Origin of the sequence: Aeromonas sp. SrichE-2G (assembly GCF_017939565.1) — a bacterium.
Taxonomy (GTDB): domain Bacteria; phylum Pseudomonadota; class Gammaproteobacteria; order Enterobacterales; family Aeromonadaceae; genus Aeromonas; species Aeromonas taiwanensis.
The window spans coordinates 346,410-373,379 of sequence record NZ_JAGKRG010000053.1 but is presented as its reverse complement, the minus strand read 5'-3'; the positions used below and the strand labels follow the sequence as shown (position 1 = coordinate 373,379).

General features: G+C 65.7%; 23 protein-coding genes. 9 read left to right on the top strand and 14 right to left on the bottom strand.

Going from position 1 to position 26,970, the window contains the following annotated elements; all coding sequences use genetic code 11:
* The 6 genes from J9885_RS18120 to J9885_RS18095 form a co-directional block, all read right to left on the bottom strand.
* Positions 1–1,203: an ABC transporter permease gene (locus tag J9885_RS18120; protein ID WP_210550282.1), complete on the bottom strand. Its 1,203-nt coding sequence runs from the start codon at positions 1,201–1,203 to the stop codon at positions 1–3.
* On the bottom strand, positions 1,197–1,877 hold the full coding sequence (locus J9885_RS18115; protein WP_210550281.1) for an ABC transporter ATP-binding protein: 681 nt from the start codon (positions 1,875–1,877) through the stop codon (positions 1,197–1,199). The genes J9885_RS18120 and J9885_RS18115 overlap by 7 nt, the downstream gene beginning before the upstream one ends.
* Positions 1,870–3,000 (bottom strand): efflux RND transporter periplasmic adaptor subunit, encoded by a 1,131-nt coding sequence (locus J9885_RS18110; RefSeq protein ID WP_210550280.1) that lies wholly within the window; start codon positions 2,998–3,000, stop codon positions 1,870–1,872. Before J9885_RS18110 ends, J9885_RS18115 begins: the two co-directional genes overlap by 8 nt.
* Before the next feature lie 161 nt (positions 3,001–3,161).
* Positions 3,162–3,608: a YeeE/YedE family protein gene (locus tag J9885_RS18105; protein ID WP_167576618.1), complete on the bottom strand. Its 447-nt coding sequence runs from the start codon at positions 3,606–3,608 to the stop codon at positions 3,162–3,164.
* 13 nt (positions 3,609–3,621) lie between these two features.
* Positions 3,622–4,035: a YeeE/YedE family protein gene (locus tag J9885_RS18100; RefSeq protein ID WP_041201475.1), complete on the bottom strand. Its 414-nt coding sequence runs from the start codon at positions 4,033–4,035 to the stop codon at positions 3,622–3,624.
* Positions 4,032–4,346 (bottom strand): metalloregulator ArsR/SmtB family transcription factor, encoded by a 315-nt coding sequence (locus J9885_RS18095; RefSeq protein WP_210550279.1) that lies wholly within the window; start codon positions 4,344–4,346, stop codon positions 4,032–4,034. Before J9885_RS18095 ends, J9885_RS18100 begins: the two co-directional genes overlap by 4 nt.
* Positions 4,347–4,886: 540 nt before the next feature.
* On the opposite strand from J9885_RS18095, the gene J9885_RS18090 reads away from it, so the two are divergent.
* Together J9885_RS18090 and J9885_RS18085 are read left to right on the top strand one after the other, a co-directional pair.
* Entirely contained in the window at positions 4,887–5,258 is a 372-nt protein-coding gene (locus tag J9885_RS18090; RefSeq protein ID WP_210550278.1) for a hypothetical protein, read from the top strand.
* A gap of 170 nt (positions 5,259–5,428) precedes the next feature.
* On the top strand, positions 5,429–6,157 hold the full coding sequence (locus J9885_RS18085; protein WP_029314049.1) for an MgtC/SapB family protein: 729 nt from the start codon (positions 5,429–5,431) through the stop codon (positions 6,155–6,157).
* Positions 6,158–6,218: 61 nt separating this feature from the next.
* On the opposite strand, the gene J9885_RS18080 is transcribed toward J9885_RS18085, so the two are convergent.
* The 8 genes from J9885_RS18080 to grpE all read right to left on the bottom strand — a co-directional run bounded on the left by J9885_RS18080 (position 6,219) and on the right by grpE (position 17,110).
* Positions 6,219–7,229, bottom strand: a complete 1,011-nt coding sequence (locus J9885_RS18080) for a LacI family DNA-binding transcriptional regulator (protein WP_210550277.1) — start codon at positions 7,227–7,229, stop codon at positions 6,219–6,221.
* A gap of 27 nt (positions 7,230–7,256) precedes the next feature.
* Positions 7,257–8,672 carry a sucrose-6-phosphate hydrolase gene (locus J9885_RS18075; RefSeq protein WP_210550276.1) on the bottom strand — a complete coding sequence of 472 codons (1,416 nt, stop codon included), beginning with the start codon at positions 8,670–8,672 and terminating at the stop codon, positions 7,257–7,259.
* Complete coding sequence (locus J9885_RS18070; RefSeq protein WP_210550275.1) at positions 8,672–10,036, bottom strand: sucrose-specific PTS transporter subunit IIBC; 1,365 nt, start codon at positions 10,034–10,036, stop codon at positions 8,672–8,674. Before J9885_RS18070 ends, J9885_RS18075 begins: the two co-directional genes overlap by 1 nt.
* An 81-nt stretch (positions 10,037–10,117) precedes the next feature.
* Positions 10,118–11,074: an aminoimidazole riboside kinase gene (locus tag J9885_RS18065; protein WP_210550274.1), complete on the bottom strand. Its 957-nt coding sequence runs from the start codon at positions 11,072–11,074 to the stop codon at positions 10,118–10,120.
* Between the two features lie 112 nt (positions 11,075–11,186).
* Complete coding sequence (locus J9885_RS18060; protein ID WP_029314045.1) at positions 11,187–12,677, bottom strand: carbohydrate porin; 1,491 nt, start codon at positions 12,675–12,677, stop codon at positions 11,187–11,189.
* A gap of 252 nt (positions 12,678–12,929) precedes the next feature.
* Positions 12,930–14,066: a molecular chaperone DnaJ gene (gene dnaJ, locus J9885_RS18055; RefSeq protein WP_043759160.1), complete on the bottom strand. Its 1,137-nt coding sequence runs from the start codon at positions 14,064–14,066 to the stop codon at positions 12,930–12,932.
* A 254-nt stretch (positions 14,067–14,320) separates the two neighbouring features.
* Positions 14,321–16,249: a molecular chaperone DnaK gene (gene dnaK, locus J9885_RS18050; RefSeq protein WP_210550273.1), complete on the bottom strand. Its 1,929-nt coding sequence runs from the start codon at positions 16,247–16,249 to the stop codon at positions 14,321–14,323.
* A 285-nt stretch (positions 16,250–16,534) separates the two neighbouring features.
* Complete coding sequence (grpE, locus tag J9885_RS18045) at positions 16,535–17,110, bottom strand: nucleotide exchange factor GrpE (protein ID WP_043759156.1); 576 nt, start codon at positions 17,108–17,110, stop codon at positions 16,535–16,537.
* A gap of 264 nt (positions 17,111–17,374) precedes the next feature.
* Here grpE and nadK point away from each other — a divergent pair, with 264 nt between their 5' ends.
* The 7 genes from nadK to J9885_RS18010 all read left to right on the top strand — a co-directional run bounded on the left by nadK (position 17,375) and on the right by J9885_RS18010 (position 26,960).
* Positions 17,375–18,259, top strand: coding sequence for an NAD(+) kinase (nadK, locus tag J9885_RS18040; protein WP_134695198.1), 885 nt, complete (start codon positions 17,375–17,377; stop codon positions 18,257–18,259).
* Between the two features lie 146 nt (positions 18,260–18,405).
* A complete protein-coding gene (gene recN, locus J9885_RS18035) occupies positions 18,406–20,070 on the top strand; it encodes a DNA repair protein RecN (protein ID WP_210550272.1) in 1,665 nt (554 codons plus the stop codon).
* Positions 20,071–20,555: 485 nt separating this feature from the next.
* Positions 20,556–21,449 (top strand): DHHA2 domain-containing protein, encoded by an 894-nt coding sequence (locus tag J9885_RS18030; RefSeq protein WP_210550271.1) that lies wholly within the window; start codon positions 20,556–20,558, stop codon positions 21,447–21,449.
* Between the two features lie 333 nt (positions 21,450–21,782).
* On the top strand, positions 21,783–22,223 hold the full coding sequence (locus J9885_RS18025; RefSeq protein WP_134695195.1) for a universal stress protein: 441 nt from the start codon (positions 21,783–21,785) through the stop codon (positions 22,221–22,223).
* Positions 22,224–22,417: 194 nt separating this feature from the next.
* A complete protein-coding gene (locus J9885_RS18020; protein ID WP_134695194.1) occupies positions 22,418–23,581 on the top strand; it encodes an efflux RND transporter periplasmic adaptor subunit in 1,164 nt (387 codons plus the stop codon).
* A complete protein-coding gene (locus J9885_RS18015; protein WP_210550270.1) occupies positions 23,578–25,590 on the top strand; it encodes a MacB family efflux pump subunit in 2,013 nt (670 codons plus the stop codon). Before J9885_RS18020 ends, J9885_RS18015 begins: the two co-directional genes overlap by 4 nt.
* Positions 25,587–26,960 carry an efflux transporter outer membrane subunit gene (locus J9885_RS18010; protein ID WP_210550269.1) on the top strand — a complete coding sequence of 458 codons (1,374 nt, stop codon included), beginning with the start codon at positions 25,587–25,589 and terminating at the stop codon, positions 26,958–26,960. Before J9885_RS18015 ends, J9885_RS18010 begins: the two co-directional genes overlap by 4 nt.
* Positions 26,961–26,970 lie beyond the last annotated feature (10 nt).

The following is a 26,970-nucleotide window of genomic DNA, read 5'->3' as shown; positions in this document are numbered from 1 at the left end:
TCATGCCCCCCACTGGCCGCTGCGCAGGCTGCCGACCGGCTCCTGACGCGCCGCCCGGCTGGCCGGCAGCCAGCTGAAGAAGAGCCCCACCGCGATCGCCGCCGGCAGGCTTATCAGGGGCGCCTGCCAGGGCACCGCCAGGGGGAAGGCGGGCCAGAGCACGCCACCCAGCCCCACCAACAGGTAACCGAACGCCACCCCGAGCAGGCCGCCGCCCCCGGCGAGCAGCAGCGCCTCCCACAGAAACAGCCGGCGTATGGTGGCGCCGTCGGCCCCCAGCGCCTTGAGCAGGCCTATCTCGCCGGTGCGCTGGCGGGTGCTGATGAGGGCCAGGTTCATCATCATGATGCCCGACACCAGCAGGCTGATGGCCCCGATGCCGGCGACCGCCAGGGTCAGGGTAGCGAGGATGGAGGAAAAAGCCGCCAGCATGGCGTCGCGCCGCACCAGGGTGACGTCCAGGGTGCCGTGACGCGCCTGCATCAGCCGCTCGAGGCGCGCCGTCAGCGCGTCCAGCCCCTGACCGGCCAGGGGCTGGATCACCAGGCGAAACAGCCCCTCGGTGTTGAACTGGGTGAGGGCCCGCTCGACCGGGATCAGGGCGGTCTCGGCGAGATCCATGCCGAGGTTGCTGCTCTGGCTGGTGAAGCGCCCCACCACCCGGTAGCGGCGCCCGTCGAGGCGCACCCACTGCCCCACCGGATCCCGCTCGCCGAGCAGCTCGCGGGACAGCGTGGCCCCGAGCAGGATGACCGGCGGGCTGCCCGCCGGAAGCCAGCGGCCGGAAGTAAGGGTCAGGCCGTGGGTCTCGCGCAGCCCGTTGCGGGTGCCGAGCACCATGGCGCTGCGCAGCCGCCCGCTGGCGGCCACCTCGGCAGTGCCGAGTACCAGAGGCACCAGGCGAAGTGCCGGTTCGCGCCGGGCGAGAAAGTCCACGTCCTCCAGAGTGATGTCCCGCAGGCTGTTGCCGGTCAGGGGCGGCAGGCCACCCCGGGTCTCCTTGCGGCCGGGAAACATCACCAGCAAGTCCTTGCCGAGGCTGGCAAACTCCGCCGCCACGTAGCGCCGCGCCCCCTCCCCCAGGGCCGTGAGCAGCAGCACGGAGGCGACGCTCAGGCTCACCGCCGCGATCAGGGTCAGGGCCCGACCGCGATGGCGCAGCAGAGCGGTGGCGGCGAAGGCAACGGCGTCGCGCCCTAGCATGGGGGCTCCAGCCTGCCGTCGTTCATGCGGATGCGCCGCCCCGCCCGCGCCCCGATCCGCTCGTCATGGGTCACCACCACCAGGGTCACCCCGCGCTCCCGGTTGAGGCGCTCGAGCAGGGCGATCACCTCCTCCCCTGAGCGGGAATCCAGGTTGCCGGTGGGCTCGTCGGCGAGCAGCAGGCGCGGCTGGGTCACCATGGCGCGGGCGATGGCCACCCGCTGGCGCTGGCCGCCGGAGAGCTCGGCGGGCCTGTGGTCGGCGCGCGTGGAGAGCCCGAGCTCGGCGAGCAGGGCCGCCACCCGGGTCGTGCGCTCGGCGGGGGCCATCCCGGCCAGCATCAGGGGCAGGGCCACGTTCTCGAAGGCAGTGAGGCGCGGCACCAGGTGAAACGACTGGAACACGAAGCCGATGGCCTGGCCGCGCAGGCGGGCGAGCTCGGGCTCCGCCAGGCGGGCGGTGCGCGCCCCCTCGAGCCAGTACTCCCCCTCGTCGGGCCTGTCCAGCAGCCCCAGCACGTTGAGCAGGGTCGACTTGCCCGAGCCCGAGGGCCCCATCACCGCCAGGTACTCCCCCGCCTCGATGGCGAGGCTCACGCCGTCCAGGGCCAGCACCTCGCTCCCCCCCAGATGGAAGCGCCGGCCTACCCCCTCGAGGCGGATGAGCTCACTCATGGGCGTCCTCGGGGCGGTAGGGCCCCTCCCCCTGAATGAGGGCGGGCTGGGCGGCGAGCCTGTCCCCCTCGGCGAGCCCCGAGGTCACCTCAACCCAGTTCCAGCTCTCGAGCCCCCAGCTCGGGGTGAGGCGCACCAGGCGATCCCCCTCCAGACGTAGCACGCTGCCATCCTCGGCCCGGGCGCTGGCGGGGATGCGCAGGGTCCTGGCGGCGCGCCCCGTGGTCACCTCGAGATCGGCGCTGTAGCCCACCAGCAGGGGGGCGTCGCCGGGCAACTCCTCGAGGGCCGCCTCCACTTCCACGGTGCGGGCCTGCTTCTCGAGCTCCTTCACGTAGGGGGCGATGCGGGTGATCCTGGCCGCCAGCTCGCGCCCTGGCATGGCGTCGAGCAGCACCCGGGCCGGCTGGCCGAGGCGCAGGCGGGCGGCGTCCACCTCGTCGATGGGGGCGGAGACGTAGAGGCAGGTATCGTCGATGAGATCGATGACGGGGGGCATGGCAACCCCGGGGGGCGAGGGGGTCATGTATTCGCCGAGCTTGCTGTTGACCTCGGCCACCACCCCGTCGAAGGGGGCGAGCAGGGTGCGCTCGGTCAGGCGCGCCTCGACCTGCGCCACCTGGGCGGCATCCACCCCCAGCTGATCGCTCGCGGCCTCACAGGCGAGACGGCGGCTGTCTGCCAGGTTCTGGGCCTGCTCGGCCAGGGTGCGCGAGGTGAGGTTCCTGGCCAGCAGAATGGCCAGGCGCGCCGCCTCGCGCCGGTAGAACTCGGCCTCGGTGCAGCTGCGCTCGCGCTCGGTACGCCCCAGGATGGCCTGGGCCTGGGTGCGGGCGAGCTCGGCCTCGAGATCCCCGCTCCACAGGCGCAGCAACTTCTGCCCCTGCTTGACCCTGTCCCCCGCCCGCACCGCGAGCTCGCTCACCACGCCGCCGCCCGGCAGACTCAGGCCAGAGCGGCGGCACGACTTGATGGTGCCGGCCCGGGTGTTGACGACGGTGACGCGCACCTCGCCGCGATCCACGCTCACCAGCGGGAGGGGCGTCGCCACCGGGCGCAGCCACCAGGCCAGGGCAAGGGCTGCCAGCACGGCGGCCCCGCCTCCCCACCACAGTTTTCTCATGGCTCTCTTCCCCATCCGGGGCGCACCGTCAGCCCCGGCGCGCGAGCAGGGCGTAATAGAGCAAGGGTATCACCACCAGGGTCAACAGGGTCGAGACCGGGATCCCGAAGATGAGGGAAATGGCCAGCCCGTTGAACACGGGACCTTCGGGATGAGGGGGGTCAGGCGTTACCGGGCTTGCGAGCCTGCTCCTGCCTCTTGTTCCAGCCCCGGTCCACCAGCAGGATCCCGGCCACCATGGCCCCGATGAACAGCAGTATCATGGGCTGCCCGCTGGAGATGAGGCTCAGGGCTGGCCCTGGACAGATCCCCACCAGGCCCCAGCCGATGCCAAACAGGGCGGCGCCACCGATGAGACGGCGATCCAGCACGGGGGCCGGCACCCTGGCCATGGGTTCCCCCAGCAGGCTCTGGCGGCGGGGTTTCACCAGCAGGAAGTAGCCCGGCATGAAGACGGCCAGGGCCCCCCCCATCACAAAGGCGAGGCTGGGATCCCAGGCCCCCGCCACGTCGAGAAAGCCGGTGACCCGGGCGGGATCTATCATGCCGGAGATGGCCAGACCCAGACCAAACAGCAGACCCGCCAGCAAACTTGTCATCAATGCCATGACGATCAACCCCTTACAACAGATGGTGAGTGACGAGGACGGTGAGCACGCCGGCCGCCATGAAGGTGAGGGTGGCCACGATGGAGCGCACCGAGAGGCGGCCCATGCCGCAGATGCCGTGACCGCTGGTGCAGCCATTGCCAAGGCGGGTGCCTATGCCCACCAGCAGTCCGGCCACCAGCACCAGCGGCCAGCCCGGCAGGGTGCTGAACGCAGGCATGCTGGCCCAGCCGGCATTCAGTGCCAGCCAGGCCCCCAGACCCAGACCTAGCAGGAAGAGTACCTGCCAGGGGGTTCTGTGTTGCAGGGCCCCCGCCAGGATGCCGCTGATCCCGGCCACCTTGCCGTTGAACAGCATCAAGATCAGGGCCGAGAGCCCCGCCAGCATGCCTCCTCCGAGAGAGAGCAGCCATTGGCTTTCCATCATCGTGTTTCCTCATCTGAGTGACAAAAATGGGTTTGCAGCGCCGCCAGCACATCGACGGCCGCCTCGCTTACCAGCGAGTAGAAGATCTGCTGGGAGACCTTGCGCGAACGAATCAGCCCGCAACGCTTCAATACCGACAACTGCTGGGAGAAGGCAGACTGGCCGAGCTGGCTGTTCGCCAGCAGCTCCCCGACTCTCTTCTCCCCCTCCACCAGCTGACAGAGCACCCTCAGGCGCTCGGGGTGAGCCAGCGCCTTGAGCAGATCGGCGGCCGCGGCGACGTGCCGGTTCATCTCGTCGAGGGGGGTCATGATTTAAATTAGCAACTCCTGATATTTACCTCATTGTATAAATAAACACTAAATTAGCAATATCTAATTAAATGGCGAATGGCACCTCGCCACCGCCTCACGAGACACCCATGGGAGACACGGGCAGCCTCCACGCAAAACGGGTGAGAAATGCCTTCTGCACCGGGTGTGCGGGCCGCCCGGGCGGCCCGCCAAGACGGGGGAATGAGGCGTCCTCGCCGGCGCCGCTATCTCTTTTTTATTATGTTTCAATATGTTGCTATCGGTGCCCCAGGGTTTACCCCGACCGTCTCATCGGCTACCATGTCGCCTCTTTCATCCCTGGCGGAGACCATCAGTGGGCAACTCATCAAGTGACAGATGCACGCCGAACCTTGTCGGCACCCCGGTCGCGAGCTAGCCGCAGGCTCTTCCCTGCCGCGACTCGCCACCCCAGCGAGAAGCGGAACCGTCTCCCTTCTCTTTACACTTGACGTCAGGTGACCAGCCCCGGCCGGACACCTTGCCTGCATAGTTTCTGTTTCCCAAAAGGAGGCTACTATGCGTTTGATTCCAAACAACTATCTTGCTGGCGAATCCCCTTCCCTGCTGAGCAGACTGGGGCGCGGCCTGTTGCCGCTCTGGCTGCGCGGCAAGCGGCAACAGCACCACTACCGGCTACAGGTCCGTTGCGAGGATCGGGCCGACATGGAGCAGGTGCTGGATCTGGTGAGCAGCACCCTGCACCCGGCCGGGCTGCACCCCGCGCAATCCATGCGACCCGGTCGCAGCGGCGTGCGGGAGCTGATGCTCAGTCTGCACTGCACCCCGCCCCAGCGCCGCTATCTGGTGCAGTTCGTCCACCAGGTCGGGGCCACTCGCCCCGTGCGCTGGGAGCTGCGCCCGGACAGCGACCCGCCCGCCCGGCACTGACTGCCCTCCCGGGGCACCTAGGCCACACCCGTTCGTTCCGTGCCCGTTTTCCGGGCACGGTCCCTCGTTTGCATTCATCCCACGCCGGCGCTGCGCTCTCGATGCCTCATCGCCCCGTCTCGTCACCCAGATGGGCAGCGTCGCGCCAGCACCTTTAGAAGGAGAACCCCATGAGAATGTGGCAACAACTCGATTTTCTCGCCCTGCTCGACACCCTGGCCAGCCTGCTGCTCGCCTTCGTGCTCGGCAGCCTGGTCGGTCTGGAGCGCCAGTATCGCCAGCGCACCGCCGGCCTTCGCACCAACGTCCTGGTCGCCGTGGGGGCGGCCCTGTTCGTCAACCTGGCCCAGCGCATCTATGACCTGCACGGCGGCAGCTACGGCGTGGTCCACGTGGTGGCCTACATCGTCTCCGGCATCGGTTTTCTCGGCGCCGGCGTCATCATGCGCGAATCCGGCAACATCCGCGGCATCAACACCGCCGCCACCCTCTGGGGCGTGGCGGCGGTGGGGGCCGCCAGCGGTGCCGGCTTTGCCCTGGAGGCCGTGCTCGGCGCCCTCTTCGTGCTGGCGGCCAACACCCTGCTGCGCCCCCTGGTGAACCAGATCAACCGCCACCCGGTGGACAATACCGACACCGAGGTGACCTACCGCGTCACGGCCCTCATCCGCCGCACCCACCAAAAGGAGGTGCTGCCCTGGCTGGAGCAGATGCTGGAGCAGGCCAACTACCCCCTGAGCGAGCTCGATATCGAGCCGTTCGGGGAGCAGGATCTGGAGATCTCGGCGGTGCTGCTGGCCACCTCCATCGATGGCGACGAGCTGGACGCCCTGATGAAGCGGCTGGGGGAGCATCCCCGCATCAAGCAGATCTTCTGGCGCGCCAGCACCACGGATTGAGGCGAGCCCTCGCCCCACGACAAAAAGCCCCGCACTGGCGGGGCTTTTTTCATCTTCAGGGTCAACGGCGACTGCGCCAGCGCACCCTGGGGGGAATGACCTGGGCGGTCTGGGCGGGGGCATTGCCCGCAATAAGCTTTTGCATCAGCTCGAAGGTGGCCCGGGCCAGGGCCGGGCAATCCTGGGCCACGGAGTCGATGCGCATGGGGATGCAGTCGAGCAGGTCGTGATCGTCGAAGGTGCACAGCCGCATCCCCGTTTCCATCAACCCCGCCTCGTTGAGGTAGCGCAGCACCCCCTCGAGCAGAGTGAAGGAGGCGGTGAAGAGCCCTCGGGGGGGCGCCCCGAGCTCGTCCACCAGCTCGGCCATCAGCTGATAGCCGGAGCTTGGCTGGTAGTCCCGGTGACGGACCCGGTCTGATGTGGCCTCCAGCCCGGCGCGATGCAGCCCCAGCTCGTAGCCCGCCAGCCGGTGGCGGCTCGGGGAGAGATCCAGCAGGCCGCCGAAGTAGTAGATCTCCTCCCCGCAGCCGGCCGCCATGTCCTGCACCAGCTCGGCGGTGGCCTTGCAGGCGTCCGAGATCACCATGGGCAGGCGCGACTCGCCGATGTGGCGGTCGAGCTGCACCACCGGCAGGCGGTCGTGGATGCGGGCATAGATGTCGTCGCTGTGGCCGCTGGAGGCAACGATGAGGCCGTCCACCTGGCGGCTGATGAGGTTGTCCACCACCCGCTGCTCCAGAGTGGGGTCATCCTCGGAGCAGGCGATGAGCAGCTGGATCCCCGCCTCCCGGCAGTGGGCTTCGAGGGCGCGAGCAGTGCTGGCAAAGCCGAAGTTGGTGAGGTCGGGGATCACCAGCCCCCAGGTGTAGCTGCGCGCCGCCCGCAGGGAGCGGGCATGGATGCTCGGCTGGTAGTGACACTCGTCCGCCACCGCCTGGATCCGCTTGCGGGTATCGTCGGCGATGCGGTACTCCGCACTCTTGCCGTTGAGCACCAGGCTGGCGGTGGCCTTGGAGACCCCCGCGAGCGTGGCTATCTGGGCAATCGTGATCCGTTTCTTCTTCTCCACCTGACCTCCCGGCAAACTGACACCGGGCTATTGTACAAGGCAGGCCGCCAGCGGCCAGTGATCGAGGCAAATTTTGCTGTCATCACCGTCACAACGTGCGGAAAGTACTGGATTTTCACCGGGGAAGTAGCGGGTAGACAGGGTCTGGCGACCGCCGTCCACGAAGCACTCCAGGCTGGAGCGATCGCACAAGACGGTGATCTTGCCCCCAAGCCAGGGGGCGCTTCGCTCCTCCCACTCCCCGCTCTGCCAGTTCTGGCGACGCAGGATGAGGCGCCCCGGCTGCCACACCAGCTCGGCCACGGCCCCGAACCCGAGGAGCCCCTCCCCGCTCAAGGCCAGGTCCAGCCAGGCCGCGTCGATGGCCAGGGCTGGGAGCTCGCCCGGCGCCCCCACGAAGCGGGTTTGCTCTCCTTTCAGGGCGTCCAGCTCTGCCACCGGCCGCTGGCAGAGCCACTCATCCTGCCAGACGAGCTCCCGCGGGCAGCTCATCTGGTGGATCCAGCCGTGCCCGACGGTAGGCTGGCTCATCTCGTTCTCTTCAGGCAGCCCCAGCCAGGCGAACAGCAGGCGGCGCCCCTGGCTGTCCCGGGTGGTCTGGGGCGCGTAGAACTCGAAGCCCCGGTCCAGCTCGTGGAAGGCCCCGTGCGCAAACTGAGCGCCGTCGAAGTGGCCCGCCAGCCAGCCGCACTGGTAGAGGTTGCGATAATCCTCTCCCTGTGGGGCAATCCCCTGCGGGCAGCTGATCAGCACATGGCGATCCCCCAGGGGGAAGAGGTCCGGGCACTCCCACATATAGCCAAACTCCCCGAGCCCCCCGTGCCCGCTGCCGGCGATGGGACCGACCAGCGTCCAGCCATCCAGGGTATCGCCGCGATAGAGCAGCACTTCACCCTTGTCATCCAGAGTGCGGGCTCCCAGCACCATGAGCCACTGCCGGCCATCGTGCCACACCTTGGGGTCGCGCACGTGGCCGCTGTAGCCTTCGGGCAGCGCCAGCACGGGTCCGAGCTTCTCGAAGCCCCCCTTGCCATCGTCACGGGCCAGACACTGGTAGGCGGTGCGGCTGCCGTCCGGGTATTTGACGTTGCCCGTGTAGATGAGAGTCAGGCGCCCCTGCTCGTCGCTCACCGCCGAGCCCGAATAGCAGCCATGGCTCTCGTAGACCTCGGTGGGCAGAAGCGCCACCGGCTCGTGCTGCCAGTGCAGCAGATCGCTGGAGGTGACGTGACCCCAGCCCTTGTTGCGGTGCTCGCAGCCGAGCGGGTTCCACTGGTAGAAGAGGTGATAGCGCCCGCCGTGCTCGATGAAGCCGTTGGGATCGTTGAGCAGCCCCACCGGGGCTGCCAGGTGCCAGCGGGGCCGATGGGGATCGGCCGCCGCCTTGAGCTGTCCGGCCAGCAGGGACCGGACAACCTGGTTGAGGAGATGGCTCTCTTTCATCACTCCACCTTGTACTTGAGCAGGTAGGAGGCGGCGAAGGCGGCGCCAAAGGCGATCACCAGACCGATGACGTAGTGGATGAGGCTCATGGGCTGGACGATGGCCATGCCCGGAATGCCGGTCAGACCCACCGCCGTCATGCCCACCTTGGCCGCCACCACGTAGGCGCCGCCGCAGGCCCCGCCGAACAGACCGGCCAGGAAGGGCTTGATGTAGCGCAGGTTGACCCCGAAGATCGCCGCCTCGGTGATGCCGAGCAGGCAGGACATGGCCGCCGGCACCGTGATGGCCTTGATCTTCACGTCACGGGTCTTGAAGTAGACCGCGAGACAAGCCCCGCCCTGCGCCACGTTGGCCATGGCCCAGATGGGGAGCAGGAAGTTGACGCCGATGGCCGGGTTGGCCAGCAGGCCCGCCTCGATGGCGTGGAAGCTGTGGTGAATGCCGGTGATGACGATCAGCGAATAAGTCCCGCCAAACACCAGGCCCGCCAGCCAGCCCGCCTGCTCGTAGAGGGCGCTCAGACCGAAGGAGATGCCATCCCCCAATACCCGACCTGCCGGGCCGATAAAGAGCAGCGCCACGAAGCCGGTGAGGATGACGGTGAGGAAGGGGGTGAGGATGAGATCCAGAGCATCGGGGATGCGCTTTCTCAGCTGCTTCTCCAGGTGGGACATGAACCAGACCGCCAACAGCACCGGGAAGACGGTACCCTGGTAGCCGATCATGGCCACATCCAGCCCGAAGAAGTCCATGGTCTTGAAGCCCCCCGCCACGCCCCAGGCGTTGGTCAGGGCCGGGTGAGTGAGGATGCCCCCCAGCGTCGCCCCCAGATAGGGGTTGCCGCCAAACTCCCGCGCCGCGGTAAAACCGATGAGGATCGGCAGTATGATGAAGGCCGCCGAGCTGAACATGTCCAGCATGACGAACAGGGCGCTGTCGGCGTTGACCCAGCCATAGGTGCGCACCATGCCGAGCAGCCCCATCAGCAGGCCGGACGCGACGATGGCCGGGATGATCGGCACAAAGATGTTGGAGAGGGTCCGCGCCAGACGCTGGGCCACGTTGAGCTTGGCCGTCGCCAGGTCGGTCAGCTCTGCCTTGCTGGCGGTACCGGTGCCGGTCAGGGCCACGAACTCCGCATAGACCTTGTTGACCAGGCCGGTGCCGAAGATCACCTGGATCTGGCCGGCGTTGCTGAAGCACCCTTTGACCCCGTCCAGCTTGTCGATGGCGGCCTTGTTCACCTTGCTGTCGTCCGCCAGCACCAGCCGCAGCCGGGTGGCGCAGTGGGCGGCGCTGACGATGTTCTCCTTGCCCCCGAGCAGGGGCACCAGATCCTTGGCTATCGCACTGATATTCATATTCTTCCTCTTATGGCCCGCCGTCGGCGGGCCCTTGTCACATGAGAGTAGGGTCTGTCGCCCTGCGGCTCTAGCCGCGGATCAACAGCCGCTTGCGCCCGATCGCAAAAATTCATCCAGCCGGGTGCGGGTGGGCAGTGCCGTCATGGCCCCCTTGGCGGTGGTGGCGAGTGCCCCGCAGCCATGGGCCTGGGCCAGGATGGCGGGCAGCTCGCTGAAGGCGGGCACCCCCTCCCCCCTGGCAAGGGCCGCCAGCAGACCGGCGACAAAGGCATCCCCCGCTCCCGTGGTGTCGATGGGTACCACTTTGGGCCCCACCCACTCCAGCAGTTCGCCCCCGAGGCGGGCCACCACGCCGGCCGCCCCCCGGGTCACCAGCACCAGGGCGGGTCCCGTGATGGTGGCGAGCCCGACCGCCAGATCGTCCAGACCGCTCAGCAGTTGCAACTCCTCCACCGAGAGCTTGACCACGTCCGCGAGGGCGATGGCCTCGCGCACCACGGGCAGCATCTCGGCGGGGTTGCCCCACACCTCGGGCCTCAGGTTGGGGTCGAAGCAGACCCGTCCCCCGACCGCCCGGATGGTCGCCATGGCTTGCAGGCAACTGCTGCGTACCGGCTCGTTGGCGAGCGCGATGGAGCAGGTCAGCAGCCACTGCCCGGCCTGGAAGACCGGCAGATCGGCGGGGCTCAGAAACTGATCCGCGCTGGGCCTCACCATGAAGGTGAAGCTGCGCTCCCCTGCCTCATCGAGCTCCACCAGCACTGTGCTGGTGCGATGGGCCGGATCCAGGGTCAGGTGACGGATGTCGACGCCTTCCCTTGCCAGGGTGTCGGCCATGAAGCGGCCGAAGGGATCCGCGCCGACCCGGCCGATGAAGGCCGACTCCCCGCCGAGCCGCGCCACCCCGACCGCCACGTTGGCCGGCGCGCCGCCGGGACACTTGAGGTAGTGCACCTCCCCTTCCGGGATCAAGTCCACCACCGCATCCCCCATTACCCACACACGATTCGTCACCTTGCTACTCCACTGCTGCACAGGATTTGCCAGAGCCGGGCCCTGATCTCTTGGTCCGCATTATCAGCTAAACCGTTTTAGCCAACCAACAGATCCCGACGCCGGCTGCCATTTTTGTGATCGGGATAACGAACTAGAACCAGGTTTCCATCTGCACGCCAAAGTTCCACTCGCCCCCGGCGGTGAAGTCGTTCTGGCCCATGGCATCGGTGCTGGCGTAGTTGTCGAGCTCGGAGGACCAGTCCATCCAGGTGGCGAACACGCGAAGCTCGGGCCGCTCGAAGAAGCCGGCGGTCTGCGCCTTGAAGGTCGGGGCGAAGGTGAGCTTGGTGAAGTCGCCGCTCACCGCCTGGCGCCCCTTGTAGCCCTTGGGATCGAGATCCATGTACTGCCAGGTGGCCTCGTAGACCAGCTCGACGTTCTGGCTCAGCACCTGGGCCAGCCGGCCATTGAGGGTCACCCAGCTGTACTCGTCCCCCTTCACGTAGCGATCCTGGCTCTGCTCCGCCAGCAGGGCCGGGGCGACACGCCAGCGCGGGCTGAGATCCGTGGCACCAAAGACGGCCACTCGCACCGCATCGGCATCCGGCAGCAGCTCGCTGTCGGAGCCCAGCCCCTTGAGCTCGGCCCCGAGGCCATGGCCATAGAGCACGGCTGCCTTGGAGAAGCCGGGGTTGATGCCAAAGAAGCTGTCCGCGTGGTAGGCCAGCAGGGTGTGGGCCCCCTTGTTCGCCGCCTCGCTGCCGGCGCCGCCGTCGTTGATGCGCGTCTCGTTGTCCTTGGCGGAGAGGCCGTTCAGCATCCACTGCCAGTTGCCGACGCGGTTGTTCATGGTGAGGATGTAGCTCTCGATGTCCGAGAGGCCGCTCGCGCTGATGTCGCCGTAGTCGCGCCCGTAGAGGGAGAAGTTCGCCTTCCAGCTGTCGGCGAGCTGCACGTCGTAGACACCGCCGCCGGTGCCGGCGAGGAAGACCACGTCCGAGTCGAGCCAGTGGATGTCGAAGTTGTCCCGGTCAAAGCGCTTGCCCGCCCAGAGCACCGAGTGCTGGAAGGGGCCGCTGAAGCTCGCCAGATCGCCGATTTCGGCAAACACCTGGCGGGTGTTGAGGCTGGAATCGCTGGCGGTCCAGTCGTTGCTGGTCTCCACCCCGTCCGCCAGCATCAGCTTGTAGCGGGCCCAGCTGCCATCGTCGAAAGTCTGGGTCTTCAGCAGGTTGGCCTCCATGTAGGTGTCGTCCTCGTTGCCAAGGCGCCCCACGGCCCCGCCCACCGAACCGGCCGGGGTGATGTAAGGGCCACCGCGGCCCCCGTTGCCATTGCCGTTTACCAGGAGGCCCGAGCGGGCATAGCCGTGGAACTCGAAGCCCTGGGCTGCGGCGGTCTGCTTGTCCACCTTCTCGCTCTGGGCCTTGGCCACGGCGGCGGTCTCGTGGGCCTCGCTCGCCTTGCTCTCGGCCTCATCTGCCCGCGCTTCCGCCGCAGTGGCGCGCGCCTCGGCCGCCTGCACCCGCGCCTCCAGCGCCGCCAGGCGGGCCTCGATACCACCATCCGCCGCCCACAGCGGGCTGCTCATCCCCAATCCCAGCGCCACGGCCAGCGCCAACTTGCTCTTGTGCATCGTCATCTTCCTCACCTGTCATGTGTCGCCCGTCCGGGCGCTGTTGTTATCGACGGGCTGAGGATAGCTAAACCGCTTTAGCTAACTCAATATGCCAGCTAAACCGTTTCAGCCAACTGTGAGCGGGATAACATTTGCACAGCAGGAAGAGGTGGAAGTTGTGAGGAAGATCCCTCATCAGGATCCACTCAATAGGGCCGGATCCCGGGCAGAAAAAAAGCCGGCCATAGAGGCCGGCTTGGGTCACGCGAGTCGCGCTTATTTGGTCAGATCGTCGAAGAAGCGTTTCACCCCTTCGAAGAAGCCTTCGGATTTCGGCTTGTGGGTCTTGGCGGCGGCGCCGCTGAAGGAGTCGTCCAGCTGGCGCAGCAGATCTTTCTGGGTCTCGGTCAGCTTGACCGGGGTCTCGATCACCACCTTGCACATCAGATCCCCCACCTGGCCGGAGCGCACGGACTTGACGCCCTTGCCCCGCAGGCGGAACAGCTTGCCGGTCTGGGTCTCCGGGGTAACCTTGAGCTTGACCCGGCCATCCAGGGTTGGCACTTCGATCTCGCCACCCAGGGCCGCCGTGGTGAAGCTGATGGGCACCTCGCAGTAGAGATCGTTGCCGTCACGCACGAAGATCTCGTGCTCGCGCACGTGGACCTGTACGTAGAGATCCCCGGCCGGTGCGCCGGCCTCCCCCGCTTCCCCTTCGCCGGAGAGACGGATGCGATCCCCGGTGTCGACGCCAGCCGGGATCTTGACCGACAGGGTCTTGGTCTTCTGGTAGCGACCCTCGCCGTGGCACTTGCGGCACGGATCCTTGATGATCTTGCCGCGACCGTGGCAGTGCGGGCAGGGCTGCTGCACCGCGAAGAAGCCCTGACGCATCTGCACCTGGCCGGAGCCGTGGCAGGTGGGGCAGGTCTGGGCCTGGCTTCCGGTATGGGCGCCGGAGCCGTTGCACACTTCGCAGTGAACCTGGGTCGGTATCTTGATCTCCTTGGAGACCCCGCGCACCGCCTCTTCCAGGGTCAGCTCCATGTTGTAGCGAAGGTCAGAGCCACGGGCCGGGCCGCGACGACCGCCCCCGCGACCACCGAAGATGTCGCCAAACACGTCGCCGAAGATGTCGCCGAAGTCGGCACCACCGCCAAAGCCGCCGTGGCCGCCACCCTGGCTCGGATCCACCCCGGCATGACCGTACTGGTCGTAACGGGCCCGCAGGTTCTCGTCGGTCAGGACCTCGTAGGCTTCCTTGACCTCTTTGAACTTCTCTTCGGCCGCGGCATCACCCTGATTGCGATCCGGGTGATACTTCATGGCCAGACGCTTGTACGCCTTCTTGATCTCGCGCTCGTCGGCACCTTTCGATACCCCGAGCACTTCGTAGAAATCGCGCTTCGACATACTCATCCTGTTGCTATATCAGCAGTTATGCAGACGGGCGTTGGTTACCCAACGCCCGTAAATTCATTGACGAATCTGCTCACACTCTTACTACGAAGCCGTGATCAAGGCTCATGTGCAGCTCTGAATCCTCACGTATATCTATACGCTCAGGTTCCTGCGCTGCTCTTTACCTTGCTGACGGCCTCTCGCGACAGACCGTGAACAGATTCTGAGCCGATGGGCGAGGCGAACCTCGCCCATCCGGGTCGGGCTTATTTCTTGTCGTCTTTCACTTCTTCGAACTCGGCGTCGACCACGTCGTCGTCGGCCTTGGCGGAAGAAGAGGACTGACCGGCATCAGCACCGGCGGCGCCTTGTGCCTGAGCCTGCTGCTGGGCAATCTCCATCAGCTTCTGGGACGCTTCCAGCAGCGCCTGCTGCTTGGCTTCGATGGCGGCCTTGTCGTCACCCTTGATGGCAGTTTCCAGCTCGCTCAGGGCAGTCTCGATCTTGGTCTTCTCGTCGGCAGGCAGGGCTTCACCGGCTTCGGTGATCTGCTTGCGCACGGAGTGGACCAGACCGTCAGCCTGGTTGCGGGCCTGCACCAGCTCTTCGAACTTCTTGTCCTCGGCCGCGTTGGCTTCGGCTTCGCGAACCATGCGCTCGATCTCGTCATCGGACAGACCGGAAGAGGCCTGGATGGTGATCTTCTGCTCCTTGTTGGTCTCCTTGTCTTTCGCGGAGACGTGCAGGATGCCGTTGGCGTCGATGTCGAAAGTCACTTCGATCTGCGGCAGACCGCGCGGTGCCGGGCGGATGCCTTCCAGGTTGAACTGGCCCAGGGACTTGTTGTCGCTGGCACGCTTGCGCTCACCCTGCAGCACGTGAATGGTCACGGCAGACTGGTTGTCTTCGGCGGTGGAGAACACCTGGGACTTCTTGGTCGGAATGGTGGTGTTCTTCTCGATGAGCGCGGTCATCACGCTGCCCATGGTCTCGATACCCAGGGAGAGCGGAGTCACGTCCAGCAGCAGTACGTCGGTCTTGTCACCGGACAGTACGGCACCCTGGATGGCAGCACCCATGGCCACGGCTTCGTCCGGGTTGACGTCCTTGCGCGGCTCTTTGCCGAAGAAGTCGGCCACGGTCTTCTGCACCAGCGGCATACGGGTCTGACCACCCACCAGGATGACGTCGTCGATCTCGCCAACCGCCAGACCGGAGTCTTTCAGGGCGACGCGAACCGGCTCCAGGGAGTCTTTCACCATGTCTTCCACCAGGGATTCCAGCTTGGCGCGGGTCACCTTGATGTTCATGTGCTTCGGACCGGTGGCATCTGCAGTGATGTACGGCAGGTTGACGTCGGTCTGCTGGGCGGAGGAGAGCTCGATCTTGGCCTTCTCGGCGGCATCTTTCAGACGCTGCAGGGCCAGCTGGTCGTTGCGCAGGTCGATGCCCTGCTCGCGCTTGAACTCGTCAACCAGGTAGTTGATGACGCGGTTGTCGAAGTCTTCACCACCCAGGTGGGTGTTACCGTTGGTCGCCAGTACTTCGAAGGTGGTCTCGCCTTCGACTTCGTCGATCTCGATGATGGAGATATCGAAGGTACCACCGCCCAGGTCATAGACGGCAACCTTGCGCTCGCCCTTGACCTTGTTCACGCCGTAGGCGAAAGCCGCGGCAGTCGGTTCGTTGATGATGCGTTTTACATCCAGACCGGCGATGCGACCGGCATCCTTGGTGGCCTGACGCTGGGCGTCGTTGAAGTAGGCCGGTACTGTGATGACGGCTTCGGTGACCGGCTCGCCCAGGTAGTCTTCGGCGGTCTTCTTCATCTTTTTCAGCACTTCGGCAGAGATCTGCGGCGGTGCCATTTTCTTGCCTTTCACCTCGACCCAGGCGTCACCGTTGTCGGCCTTGGCGATGGCATACGGCATGATTTTCAGGTCACGCTGTACTTCGTCATCTTCGAAACGACGGCCGATCAGACGCTTGATGGCGAACAGGGTGTTCTTCGGGTTGGTGATGGCCTGACGCTTGGCCGGCTGACCAACCAGGATTTCGCCGTCATCGGCATAGGCAATGATGGACGGAGTAGTACGGTCGCCTTCTGCGTTCTCGATCACGCGAGCATGGTCGCCATCCAGAATAGCGACGCAGGAGTTGGTAGTACCCAGGTCAATACCGATGATTTTACCCATTTGACGAATCTCCAAATACTTTGAATAAACTGGCGAGGGGCTCGCCTTGATACGTTAACGGCTAGGTGGGGCCTGCCACTGTGGCTTTCAAGCTCCCGGCACCAAATTTTTTGTGCCGCCGTGGCCTTGCAACCTATATGGGGTCTCAAGCCAGCGCTTCAAGTCCGGCCCTGAAAAAACCTGCATACAGGCCCACCTGACAGCCAAATGGCACCAAACACATCTTTTTGGCGCCACATCCAACAAAAAGCCCGCCAAGCGGCGGGCTTGGTGAGAACAGCGCGATCAGTCAGCGGACTTGGACACCATCACCATGGCCGGGCGGATGACGCGGCCATTGAGCTCGTAGCCCTTCTGCATCACGGCGATGACGGTGTTCGGCGCCACGTCGGCACTCGGCACCATGCTCATGGCCTGGTGGGCATTGGGGTCGAACGGCTGGTTGGTCGGGTCCAGGGCCACCAGGCCGAACTTGGCCACGCCGCTCTGCATGGATTTCAGGGTCAGCTCCACCCCCTCGATCATGGGCTTGAGGGTGTCGTTCTCCTTGTCCGCCAGCTCGATGGCGCGCTCCAGGTTGTCCAGCACCGGCAAGAGCTCTGCGGCGAACTTCTCCAGTGCAAACTTGTGGGCTTTCTCCACGTCCTGAGCGGCACGGCGACGCAGGTTCTCCATCTCGGCGACGGCACGAATGGCGCGCTCGCGCTCTTCCAGGGAGGCCTGCTGGGCCGCTTCCAGTTGGGCCTCCAGCTCGGCAATGCGGGCCTGCTCGGCTGTCACTTCACTGTCTACATCGGTCGGCTCGACTGGCTGGGCGTCCAATTGCTCCATCGCTTCAACCTTTTGTTCTTCGTGGCTCATGACATCTCCAATATTCAGGGGTTACTTATGAGGGCGGCTGGCGTTCAGGCAAGCGACACGCGCCAACGGACCCTGTGCTGGCGCTATTATGGGGACGCCGCCCCGGCTTTCAAGGGGAAAAGGGCATATCGGACACAATGCCCCCCGCCAGCCGGCCAGATTGCCCCTTTTCGGGGCCGAATGCGCCAACTCGCATGGAGACAGACAAATCCCCGGCAAAGCACGGTATACTCCCCCCAAAGACTCTCCCAGACCCGGTAACCTATGGATTCTCCGTTCAAAACCGTCGCGCTCATCGGCAAACCCCACCACGAGGGGGCCAACCAGACCCTCAGCGGCCTGTATCAATACCTGACCAGCCGAGGCTTTCGTGTGCTGCTGGAGAGCCGGGTCGCCCAGACCCTGGGGGTGCTCGGGGAGAACGTGATGGATCTGGTGCAACTCGGCGAGCAGGCCGATCTTGCTATCGTGGTCGGCGGTGACGGCAACATGCTGGGGGCCGCCCGGGTGCTGTCGCGCTTCGACGTGGCGGTGATCGGGGTGAACCGGGGCAACCTGGGCTTCCTCACCGACCTGTCGCCCCAGGATTACCTGCTGCCCCTGGAGCAGGTGCTCTCCGGCCACTACAAGAGCGAGCACCGCTTCCTGCTGGAGGCCTCGGTCTATCGCCACGGGGAGCGCAAGTCGAGCAACCTGGCGGTGAACGAGGCGGTGCTGCACCCGGGCAAGATAGCCCACATGATCGAGTTCGAGGTCTACATCGACGGCAGCTTCATGTACAGCCAGCGCTCGGACGGCATCATCGTCGCCACCCCGACCGGCTCCACCGCCTACTCCCTGTCGGCGGGCGGCGCCATTCTCACCCCCAAGCTCAACGCCATCACGCTGGTGCCCATGTTCCCGCACACCCTGAGCAGCCGCCCCATCGTGCTGGATGCGGACAGCGAGGTGCGCCTGCTGGTCTCGCCAGACAACCAGGACGACGCCATGCAGGTGAGCTGCGACGGCCAGGTGACCCTGGCGGTCCACCCGGGGGATGAGATCCTCATCAGGAAGAGCAGCCACAAGTTGCACCTGGTCCATCCGCTGGATTACAGCTACTTCCACGTGCTGCGTAACAAGCTCGGCTGGGGCAGCAAGCTGTTCTGATCCCCCGCTCTGCACGCCACCTCCCTCACAAAATGGCCCGACACGGGCCGTTTTGCATTCCGTCCTGCGGCGACATCTTTACTGTATGGAAAACCAGTATATACTGGATGCATACACAGTAATGTTGACCCATACAGGATGAGACCATGCTGACCCAGCTGACCGTCAACAACTTCGCCATCGTCAAGTTTCTCGAACTCGATCTGCAACCGGGCATGACCTGCATCACGGGTGAGACCGGGGCAGGCAAGTCCATCGCCATCGACGCCCTGGGCCTGTGCCTGGGAGAACGGGCTGAGGCCAGCATGGTGCGTCCCGGCAGCGACAAGACCGAGGTCAGCGCCCGTTTCCTGCTGGACGGCAACCCCGCCGCCCGCGCCTGGCTCACCACCAACGAGCTGGAGAACGAGGGAGAGTGCATAGTGCGGCGGGTGCTCTCCGCCGAGGGGCGCTCGCGCAGCTACATCAACGGTGTGCCGGTGCCGCTGGCGCAGCTCAAGAACCTGGGCCAGCTGCTGGTCAACGTCCACGGTCAGCACGCTCACCAGATGCTGCTCAAACCCGATTACCAGCTCGCCCTGCTGGACGGCTACGCCGGTCATCATCTGCTCCTCGACGATGTGCGCCGCCACTACCAGCAGTGGCGCCAGTTGCAAAACGAACTCAACCGGCTCAAGGCCGAGCAGCAGCAGCGGGAAGCCCGCCGCCAGCTCATCGAATACCAGGTGCAGGAGCTGGACGAATTTGCCCTTCAGCCGGGAGAGTTTGAAGAGATTGAAGAGGAGCATCAGCGGCTCGCCAATGGCACCGAGCTGATGCAGGAGTGCGGGTATTGCCTCGATCTGCTTTATGACAATGAAGATACCACCATCGCCGGTCTGCTGCAGACGGCGGTGGACAGGGCCGAGACCCTGGTCGGCATGGACAGCCGGCTTGGCAACGTGCTCGGCATGCTCAACGAAGCCCTGATCGGCGTGCAGGAGAGCCACAGCGAGCTGCGCAGCTACCTGGATCGGCTGGAGCTGGATCCCGAACGCTTCAACGAGCTGGAGGCCCGCCTCTCCAAGGCCATCAACCTGGCCCGCAAGCACCACGTCAAGCCGGCGGAGCTGGCCCTGCACCATCAGGAGTTGGCCGCCGATCTCGCCCGCCTCCACTCCGACGAGGAGCGCCTGGAGGGGATGGAAGACGAACTGGCCGCGGCCCGTGAAGCCTTCGTGCAGGCCGCCGAGGCCCTGAGCCAGAGCCGCCAGCGCTACGCCGAAGAGCTCGGCGCCAAGGTGAGTGCCAGCATGCACGAGCTGGCCATGCCCGATGGCCGCTTCGCCATCGAGGTGCGGCCAGATGCCCAGAGCAGCCTGTCCCCCCTCGGCATCGACCGGGTGGAATTCATGGTCACCACCAACCCGGGCCAGCCAATCCAGCCGCTCGGCAAGGTCGCCTCCGGCGGCGAGCTGTCGCGGATCAGCCTCGCCATCGTGGTCATCAGCGCCCGCAAGATCTCCACCCCGACCCTCATATTCGACGAAGTGGACGTGGGGATCAGCGGCCCGACCGCCGCCGTGGTCGGCCGTCTCCTGCGCCAGCTTGGTGAGTCTACCCAGGTCATGGTGGTCACCCACCTGCCCCAGGTGGCGGGGAAGGGCCACCAGCACATGGTGGTGAGCAAGCACACCGACGGCAAGACCACCGAAACCCAGATGCAGGCGCTCACCCCGGGGGCCCGCCTCAACGAGCTGGCTCGTCTGCTGGGGGGGGATCAGATCACCGACAACACCCTGGCCAACGCCCGCGAGCTGCTGGCCTCCTGAGGCAACCGGCCGCCATTGTCACGAGGGGAATCCTGCATGCGTGTCAGATTCCCCTCGTAACCGCCAGCAATGCAGTAGTTTGTCGGCGCCATGCACATCCCCCTGCATCCGTCGAGACGCGTTGCCAACCGTCCCAGACCGGAAAGGCCTCGCCGTGTCACTCGCCTCACGACGCATTGACCAGCCCAGCTCTTCGAGGCCGTGGCGGTGTGAACCTTGCGTCGATGATTGCCCTGACTGACCTTCCACACACAGATTTCGCTCTCTTGGCGCTGGTAACACCCCCGCCGGGAAGATTGAAATCTGACCTGATCTGCGTCATGGCAACAGGATGTCTCCCGGCTCATGGCAACCTGTACCTGTTGCCATGGGCGGTAGCGGCACCTAGAGTAAAACCCGTTCGGGGACAGTCCCCCACACGTTGTTCCCTTGCCCCTCACACCTGAGCTCGCCCCGGGTGTGTCATCACCCTCAGGAATCGCGCCATGCTCCACGTGTTTGGTCACAAGAATCCCGACAGCGACAGCATCTGTACCGCCCTGGTCGCTGCCGACTGGCTCAATGGCCAGGGACGCCCCGCCCGAGCCTTCGCTCTGGGCGATCCCATTGCCGAGACTCGCTTCATCCTGGAAACCGCCGGGGTAGCGGCGCCTCCCGTTTTGCAGGGCAGCGTGGCTGGCAAGCCTGTCTTCCTGGTGGACTTCAGCGAGCTGGAGCAAGGACCGGAGGGACTGGCAGAGGCCGATGTGCAGGGGCTTATCGATCACCATCGCCTCGGCACCCTCATTACCCGGGGCCCCCTCGATGCCTGGATCCGGGCCGTCGGCTGCAGCGCCACCGTGCTGCTGGAACTGATGGGCCATGAAACGCTCTCTCGCGCCCAGGCCCGTCTGCTGCTGGGGGCCATCGTGAGCGACACCTTCAACTTCACCTCGCCGACCACCACACCCCAGGACAGGGCGGCGGTCGAGCGACTGCTGCCCATCGCCGATCTGGCGCTGGCCCCCTTCGCCCAGACCCTGCTGGAGCGTCGCACCCAACTCGGTGACTCCCCCATGAGCGAGCTGCTCGTCGCCGACGAGAAGCGTTACCAGATCGCGGGGCACACCCTGATGGTGAGCCAGATCTGCGTGATGGATCCGGCCCAGTTACTGGACAGGATGGCTGAACTGTACGAGGCCATGCACATCCGGCTGGAACAGGACTCTCTGGATGCCTATGTTCTGATGCTGACAGACCTGGCCAGGGGGGAGAGTCTGCTCCATTGTGCCAGCAAGGGCATACTGCCCACCGACCCCGTCCCGCTGGCGGGCGCACTCAGCCGCAAGAAGGAGGGACTCCCCTGGCTGACGCAGCATCTTTCAAAACACCCAGGCTAAACCTCGTCAACGGGGCCCCTCGGCGGCAAGCGCTACCGTGATGGAGGCAGTATAAAATGTCGCCTCACTCAGGGGCTCCCCTGTTCCCATATCGCCTTCATCCCGTTTGACCATCACATACCGCCACTTCGACCCCAAGATGCAGCCCCCCTTCATTTTCCATTCAACTGCCTCTGTTATGATGATGTAAACAAAGCAGAAATGGCGGGCATGACGTCAAGGCACGACGCTGGACGCACGCTCGGCAGTGCTGATCCAACACCAGCGGGCACGCGCCAAGGATGGAACACTCTCTGTTCCGGGTGACCCGCGTAATGCCAAGGAGAACTGCATATGAGCTCTACCCATATCGTGTTGTTGCTGGAAGGCAAGGATTACGAGCAGGAGACGCTGGCCAAGGCGAGCCGCCTGGCACAAGGTCTGGGCGGCAAGCTGACCCTGCTGCACCTGACCCACAGCAGCCAGGTACGCCGCACCAGCCTGTCCCTCTCGCAGGAGGAGCGCAGCGTCCAGGCCACTCTGGATGCCAAGGCGATCATCAGCGAACTCATCACCCTGCCGCCTCACCCGGTGGATTACCAGTGTCTGGTGGTCGATGACGTGGTACTGGATCTCAGGCGCTGGCTGACCGCCCACCCCACCGATCTGCTGCTGGTCGGCAGCCGTCACCACTGGATGGAGGGCTCTCTGGCCCGCCTGCTCATCTACAAGCTGCCAGTGGATATCCAGGTCTGCCACGAACCCCATGCCGAGCAGCTGAAGGCCGTCGGCTGAGCACCGGGGCCCGCAAACGGGCCCCTCTCCTTGCCCCCGTGCAGGGAGCCCCTTTGTCATGGTGCCGGCCTTAGGCCCCCGGCGTGCAAGCCCTCCCGGCGACACGCTTTCTTACACTTTGTTCGCTTCTTTTTCAGTGCCATTTGCTGCACGATATGGCCCTTGCGCGCTTCGCCCTTTCGTTCAGGTGATCAATGAAGACTCTTCCCCTCCCCGGCAAGTTCGTCCTGCTTGCCCTCGCGCTGCTGGCCCTCATCGCGTGGCTGGCCTGGCCCGGCAAGACGCCCGATCCCGTGCTGACCGCCACCGTGACCCGCCAGGACGTGGAGCAGACGGTGCTCGCCAGCGGGGTCCTGCAGGCCATCGAGCAGGTGGATGTGGGGGCCCAGGTCTCGGGTCAGGTCACCAAGCTGGCCGTCGAGGCAGGGCAACAGGTCAAGCAGGGGGACCTGCTGGCCGAGATCGATCCCCTGATCGCCCAGAACAACCTCAAGACCGCCGAGGCGGAGCTGGCCAGCCGCCGCGCCCAGCTCAAGATCAAGCAGGCCCAGCTCAAGCAAAACGAGCTCGCCTGGCGCCGCCAGCTGCAGATGTTCAAGCAGGAAGCGAGCTCCCGCGCGGATCTGGAGAGCGCCGAGGCCCAGCTCGCCGTCACCCGGGCCGAGCTGCAGAGTGCTCAGGCCGACATCGACAGCGCCCTCATCAAGGTGGAGCGCGCCAAGACGGAACTCGGCTACAACCGCATTCTGGCCCCCATGGATGGCACCGTCGTCAGCATAGTGACCCGCCAGGGGCAGACCCTGGCCGCCAGCCAGACGGTCCCCACCCTGCTCAAGCTCGCCAACCTGGATACCATGACGGTCAAGGCCCAGATCTCGGAGGCCGACATCACCAAGGTCAGGGCGGGCATGCCGGTCTACTTTACCCTGATAGGGGATCCGGACACCCGTTACCACGCCACCCTGCGCACCGTCGAGCTGGCCCCCACCAACATCAACGAGCAGACCGCCAGCACCACGACCACCAGCAATGCGGCCATCTACTACTACGCCCTGTTCGACGTGCCCAACCCGGATCACCAGCTGAGGGTTGCCATGACGACCCAGGTCACCATAGTGCTCGGTGAACGCAAGCAGGTGCTGGCTATCCCCCAGACGGCGCTCGGCAAGAAGCTCGGTGACAACGAATACGAGGTGGCCCTGCTCGGGGAAGGGGAGCAGCGGGAGACCCGCCGTATCCGGACCGGCATGAAGGACGACATCAAGATAGAAGTGGTCGATGGCCTGAGTGAGCAGGAGAAGGTCATCCTGGATCAGGGCAAGCCCGTCCACGACGAGTCCATGGAGATGGCGCCGTGAGCGAACCCCTGATCCGGTTCAAGGGCATAGAGCGCCGCTACCCGAGCGGGGAGCACGAGGTGACCGTGCTGCATCCGCTGGATCTCGCCATAGACGCGGGGGAGATGGTGGCCATCGTCGGTGCCTCCGGCTCAGGCAAATCCACCCTGATGAACCTGCTAGGCTGCCTCGATCGCCCGAGCGGCGGCCAGTACCTGTTCCGCGGCCAGGATACCGCCACCCTGGACGCCCTCTCCCTGGCACGGCTGCGCTGCCACCACTTCGGCTTCATCTTCCAGCGTTACCACCTGCTGCCGCACCTGGATGCGGCCGCCAACGTGGAGATCCCCGCCATCTATGCCGGCACCGCCCGCCTTGATCGCCAGGCCAGGGCCCGCACCCTGCTGAGCCGCCTGGGGCTGCAGGATCGCAGCCATCACAGACCGGGCCAGCTCTCCGGGGGCCAGCAGCAGCGGGTCAGCATCGCCCGCGCCCTCGCCAACGGCGGCGAGGTGATCCTGGCGGACGAGCCCACCGGCGCCCTCGACAGCCAGAGCGGCAAGGAGGTGATGGCTATCCTGAAGGAGCTGCACGCCCAGGGCCACACCATCATCCTCGTGACCCACGACATGGCCGTGGCCAACCACGCCGATCGCATCATCACCCTGCGCGACGGGCGGGTGGTGGAAGACAGCGCCCACCCTGCCGCAGAGGCCAGCGTGGCCAGCCAAGGCACACCCGCGGCATTGGCGCCCTCCCACGGCACGCAAGGGGACGGAACCCAAGATGCCAAGGCCGTGCCGGTACACGCCCATGCCAGCACCGCGAGCCAGGGGTGGGATCGCTACCGGGAGGCAGGGCGCATGGCCCTGCACGCCATGCTGGCCCACCGCATGCGCACCTTCCTCACCATGCTCGGCATCATCATCGGCATCGCCGCCGTGGTCAGCGTGGTGGCGCTGGGTCAGGGGGCTCGCGCCAAGGTGATCGACGACATCAACGCCATGGGCACCAATACCATCGACATCTTCCCCGGCAAGGATTGGGGGGACGAGAAGGCCGCCAGCATCCAGACCCTGAACGAGCGGGATCTCGACGCCCTGCTCGGTCAGCCCTATCTGGAGGGGGCCAGCCCCCAGATAGCGACCTCGGGTCAGCTCCGTTATCGCAACAAGACCAGCAGCGGCAGCGTGATCGGGGTCGGCAACGACTTCTTCCGGGTCAAGGGGATGACCCTCATCCAGGGGCGCCTGCTCGATGAGCGGGACATTCGCAGCCGGGCGGCGGTCGCCGTGGTGGATGGCAAGACCATAGAGAGCCTGCTCGGCAAGACGGACCCCGTCGGCCAGGTGGTGCTGGTCGGCACTCTGCCGGTGCGCATCGTGGGGGTGGTGACCCAGGAGACCGGCTTTGGCCGCAGCAGCCAGTCGGTCAACGTCTGGCTCCCCTACAGCGCCGTCATGAGCCGGCTCCTCTCCCAGCAGCACTTCAGCCAGATCACCATCCGGGTCAAGGACGGCGTCCAGCCCGCCCTGGCGGAGCAGGCCGCCGTGGCGCTCCTGACTCAGAGGCACGGGGTGAAGGACTTCTTCACCTTCAGCAGCGACAGCATCGTCAAGTCGGTGGAGAAGACCACCGCCACCCTGACGCTGCTGGTCTCCGCCATCGCCGTCATCTCCCTCATCGTCGGCGGCGTCGGGGTGATGAACATCATGCTGGTCTCGGTGGTGGAGCGCACCCGGGAGATAGGGATCCGCATCGCGGTGGGCGCCCGTCAGTCCGACATATTGCAACAATTTTTGATCGAGGCGGTGATGGTCAGCCTGCTGGGTGGCCTGCTCGGCATCGGCCTGGCCCTGCTGATCGGCGCCCTCTTCTCACTGTTCGTGGAGAGCTTCCAGATGCACTTCTCCCTCTTCTCCATCCTGATGGCCTTCGGCTGCTCCTCCCTCATCGGGATCCTGTTTGGTTACCTGCCCGCCCGCAACGCGGCCAGGCTCGATCCGGTGGAGGCACTGGCGCGGGAATGACGATCCACAACCTACCCCGGCTGGGGCTGAGCCTGCTGCTCACCGCCAGCCTCGGCGCCTGCAGCCAGCAGAGCCCCTATCACAGACCCGACCTCGACGTGGCGCCACAATGGCAGCAGGATGCCCGGGATCTCGCCGGGCCGCAGGCCGGTCTCTGGTGGCAGGGATTTCAGGATCCCGCCCTCGATCGCCTGGTAGAGGCGGTGCTGGCGGCCAATCCGGACATGCGGGTGGCGGGGCTCAGGCTCAAAAGCGCCCTGCTTGGCGCCGATCTGGCCGACACCAACCTCACTCCCTCGGTCAGCGCCAACCTCGGAGCCAGTGGCACCAAGAACATGAGAGATGGCAGCGCCAGCAGCAATCTGGGCCCCTCCCTCAACTTGAGCTACGAAGTGGATCTCTGGGGCAGGCTGGCCGCAGCACGGGATCAGGCGCAGTGGGAGGCAGCGGCCAGCGAGCAGGATCTCGCCGCTACCCGGTTGCTGTTGATCGGCAAAACCCTGGAGCAATACTGGCAGCTGGCCTACCTCGGCTCGGCCATCACCCTGGGCAACCAGCAGCTCGCCAACCTGGCGCGGGTCGAACGGCTGACCCGGGCCAAGTACGAGGCAGGGGCCATCACCCGCCTCGACCTGGTGCAGGCCAGCCAGCAGAAGGCGGGCAAGCAGGCGGAGATCGCCACCCTCATCCTGCAGCGGGAGCAGGCAGGCAATGCCCTGCGCCTGTTGCTTGGACAGAGCCATGGCCCCCTGGACGACGCGCCCACCGCCCTCGCCCTGGGGCCCATCCCGACGCTGGCAGCCGGCATCCCGGCCGATGTGCTGGCCCGGCGCCCCGACGTGCGGGCCGCCGAGCTCAGGCTGCGCAAGACCCTCGCCAAGGGGGACGAGATCCGCACCGGCTTCTACCCCACCCTGAGTCTCACCGGCGGCGCCAGCACCACCTCGGATACCCTGACCCAGGTGCTGCAAAACCCCATCGGGACCCTGGGAGCAACCCTGGCCCTCCCCTTCCTCGAATACAACAAGACCCGGCTCTCCATCGCCGGCGCCGACATCGACTATCAGATCGCCGAGACCGAGTTTCGCAAGCAGCTCTATGCCGCCCTGATGGAGGTGGAAGATGGACTGGCCGCCCGCCAGCAGGGGGAGCAGCGACTGCGCTACCTGGGGCAGCAGCTGGACTATGCCAGGGAGGCCGAGCGACTGGCAGGCGCCCGCTTCCTCGCCGGCGCCACCGGGGTACAACCCTGGCTGGATGAACAGAATCGCCTCTGGGATGCCGAGCTGGCCCTGCTCGCCCAGCAGCAGAGCCAGCTCAACACCATGGCCGGGATCTACCGGGCACTGGGGGGGAGCGATAGGGAATAAGGGGCGTAAT

Excerpts from the sequence above, each read along its gene's own strand:
- J9885_RS18075 (WP_210550276.1), bottom strand. The coding sequence starts at position 8,672 with ATGAAAGAGAGCCATCTCCTCAACCAGGTTGTCCGGTCCCTGCTGGCC.
- dnaJ (WP_043759160.1), bottom strand. The coding sequence starts at position 14,066 with ATGTCGAAGCGCGATTTCTACGAAGTGCTCGGGGTATCGAAAGGTGCC.
- J9885_RS18105 (WP_167576618.1), bottom strand. The coding sequence starts at position 3,608 with ATGGCATTGATGACAAGTTTGCTGGCGGGTCTGCTGTTTGGTCTGGGT.
- J9885_RS18120 (WP_210550282.1), bottom strand. The coding sequence starts at position 1,203 with ATGCTAGGGCGCGACGCCGTTGCCTTCGCCGCCACCGCTCTGCTGCGC.
- grpE (WP_043759156.1), bottom strand. The coding sequence starts at position 17,110 with ATGAGCCACGAAGAACAAAAGGTTGAAGCGATGGAGCAATTGGACGCC.
- J9885_RS18060 (WP_029314045.1), bottom strand. The coding sequence starts at position 12,677 with ATGACGATGCACAAGAGCAAGTTGGCGCTGGCCGTGGCGCTGGGATTG.
- J9885_RS18100 (WP_041201475.1), bottom strand. The coding sequence starts at position 4,035 with ATGATGGAAAGCCAATGGCTGCTCTCTCTCGGAGGAGGCATGCTGGCG.
- recN (WP_210550272.1), top strand. The coding sequence starts at position 18,406 with ATGCTGACCCAGCTGACCGTCAACAACTTCGCCATCGTCAAGTTTCTC.
- J9885_RS18025 (WP_134695195.1), top strand. The coding sequence starts at position 21,783 with ATGAGCTCTACCCATATCGTGTTGTTGCTGGAAGGCAAGGATTACGAG.
- dnaK (WP_210550273.1), bottom strand. The coding sequence starts at position 16,249 with ATGGGTAAAATCATCGGTATTGACCTGGGTACTACCAACTCCTGCGTC.
- J9885_RS18070 (WP_210550275.1), bottom strand. The coding sequence starts at position 10,036 with ATGAATATCAGTGCGATAGCCAAGGATCTGGTGCCCCTGCTCGGGGGC.
- J9885_RS18020 (WP_134695194.1), top strand. The coding sequence starts at position 22,418 with ATGAAGACTCTTCCCCTCCCCGGCAAGTTCGTCCTGCTTGCCCTCGCG.
- J9885_RS18030 (WP_210550271.1), top strand. The coding sequence starts at position 20,556 with ATGCTCCACGTGTTTGGTCACAAGAATCCCGACAGCGACAGCATCTGT.
- J9885_RS18095 (WP_210550279.1), bottom strand. The coding sequence starts at position 4,346 with ATGACCCCCCTCGACGAGATGAACCGGCACGTCGCCGCGGCCGCCGAT.
- J9885_RS18090 (WP_210550278.1), top strand. The coding sequence starts at position 4,887 with ATGCGTTTGATTCCAAACAACTATCTTGCTGGCGAATCCCCTTCCCTG.
- nadK (WP_134695198.1), top strand. The coding sequence starts at position 17,375 with ATGGATTCTCCGTTCAAAACCGTCGCGCTCATCGGCAAACCCCACCAC.
- J9885_RS18115 (WP_210550281.1), bottom strand. The coding sequence starts at position 1,877 with ATGAGTGAGCTCATCCGCCTCGAGGGGGTAGGCCGGCGCTTCCATCTG.
- J9885_RS18010 (WP_210550269.1), top strand. The coding sequence starts at position 25,587 with ATGACGATCCACAACCTACCCCGGCTGGGGCTGAGCCTGCTGCTCACC.
- J9885_RS18085 (WP_029314049.1), top strand. The coding sequence starts at position 5,429 with ATGAGAATGTGGCAACAACTCGATTTTCTCGCCCTGCTCGACACCCTG.
- J9885_RS18110 (WP_210550280.1), bottom strand. The coding sequence starts at position 3,000 with ATGAGAAAACTGTGGTGGGGAGGCGGGGCCGCCGTGCTGGCAGCCCTT.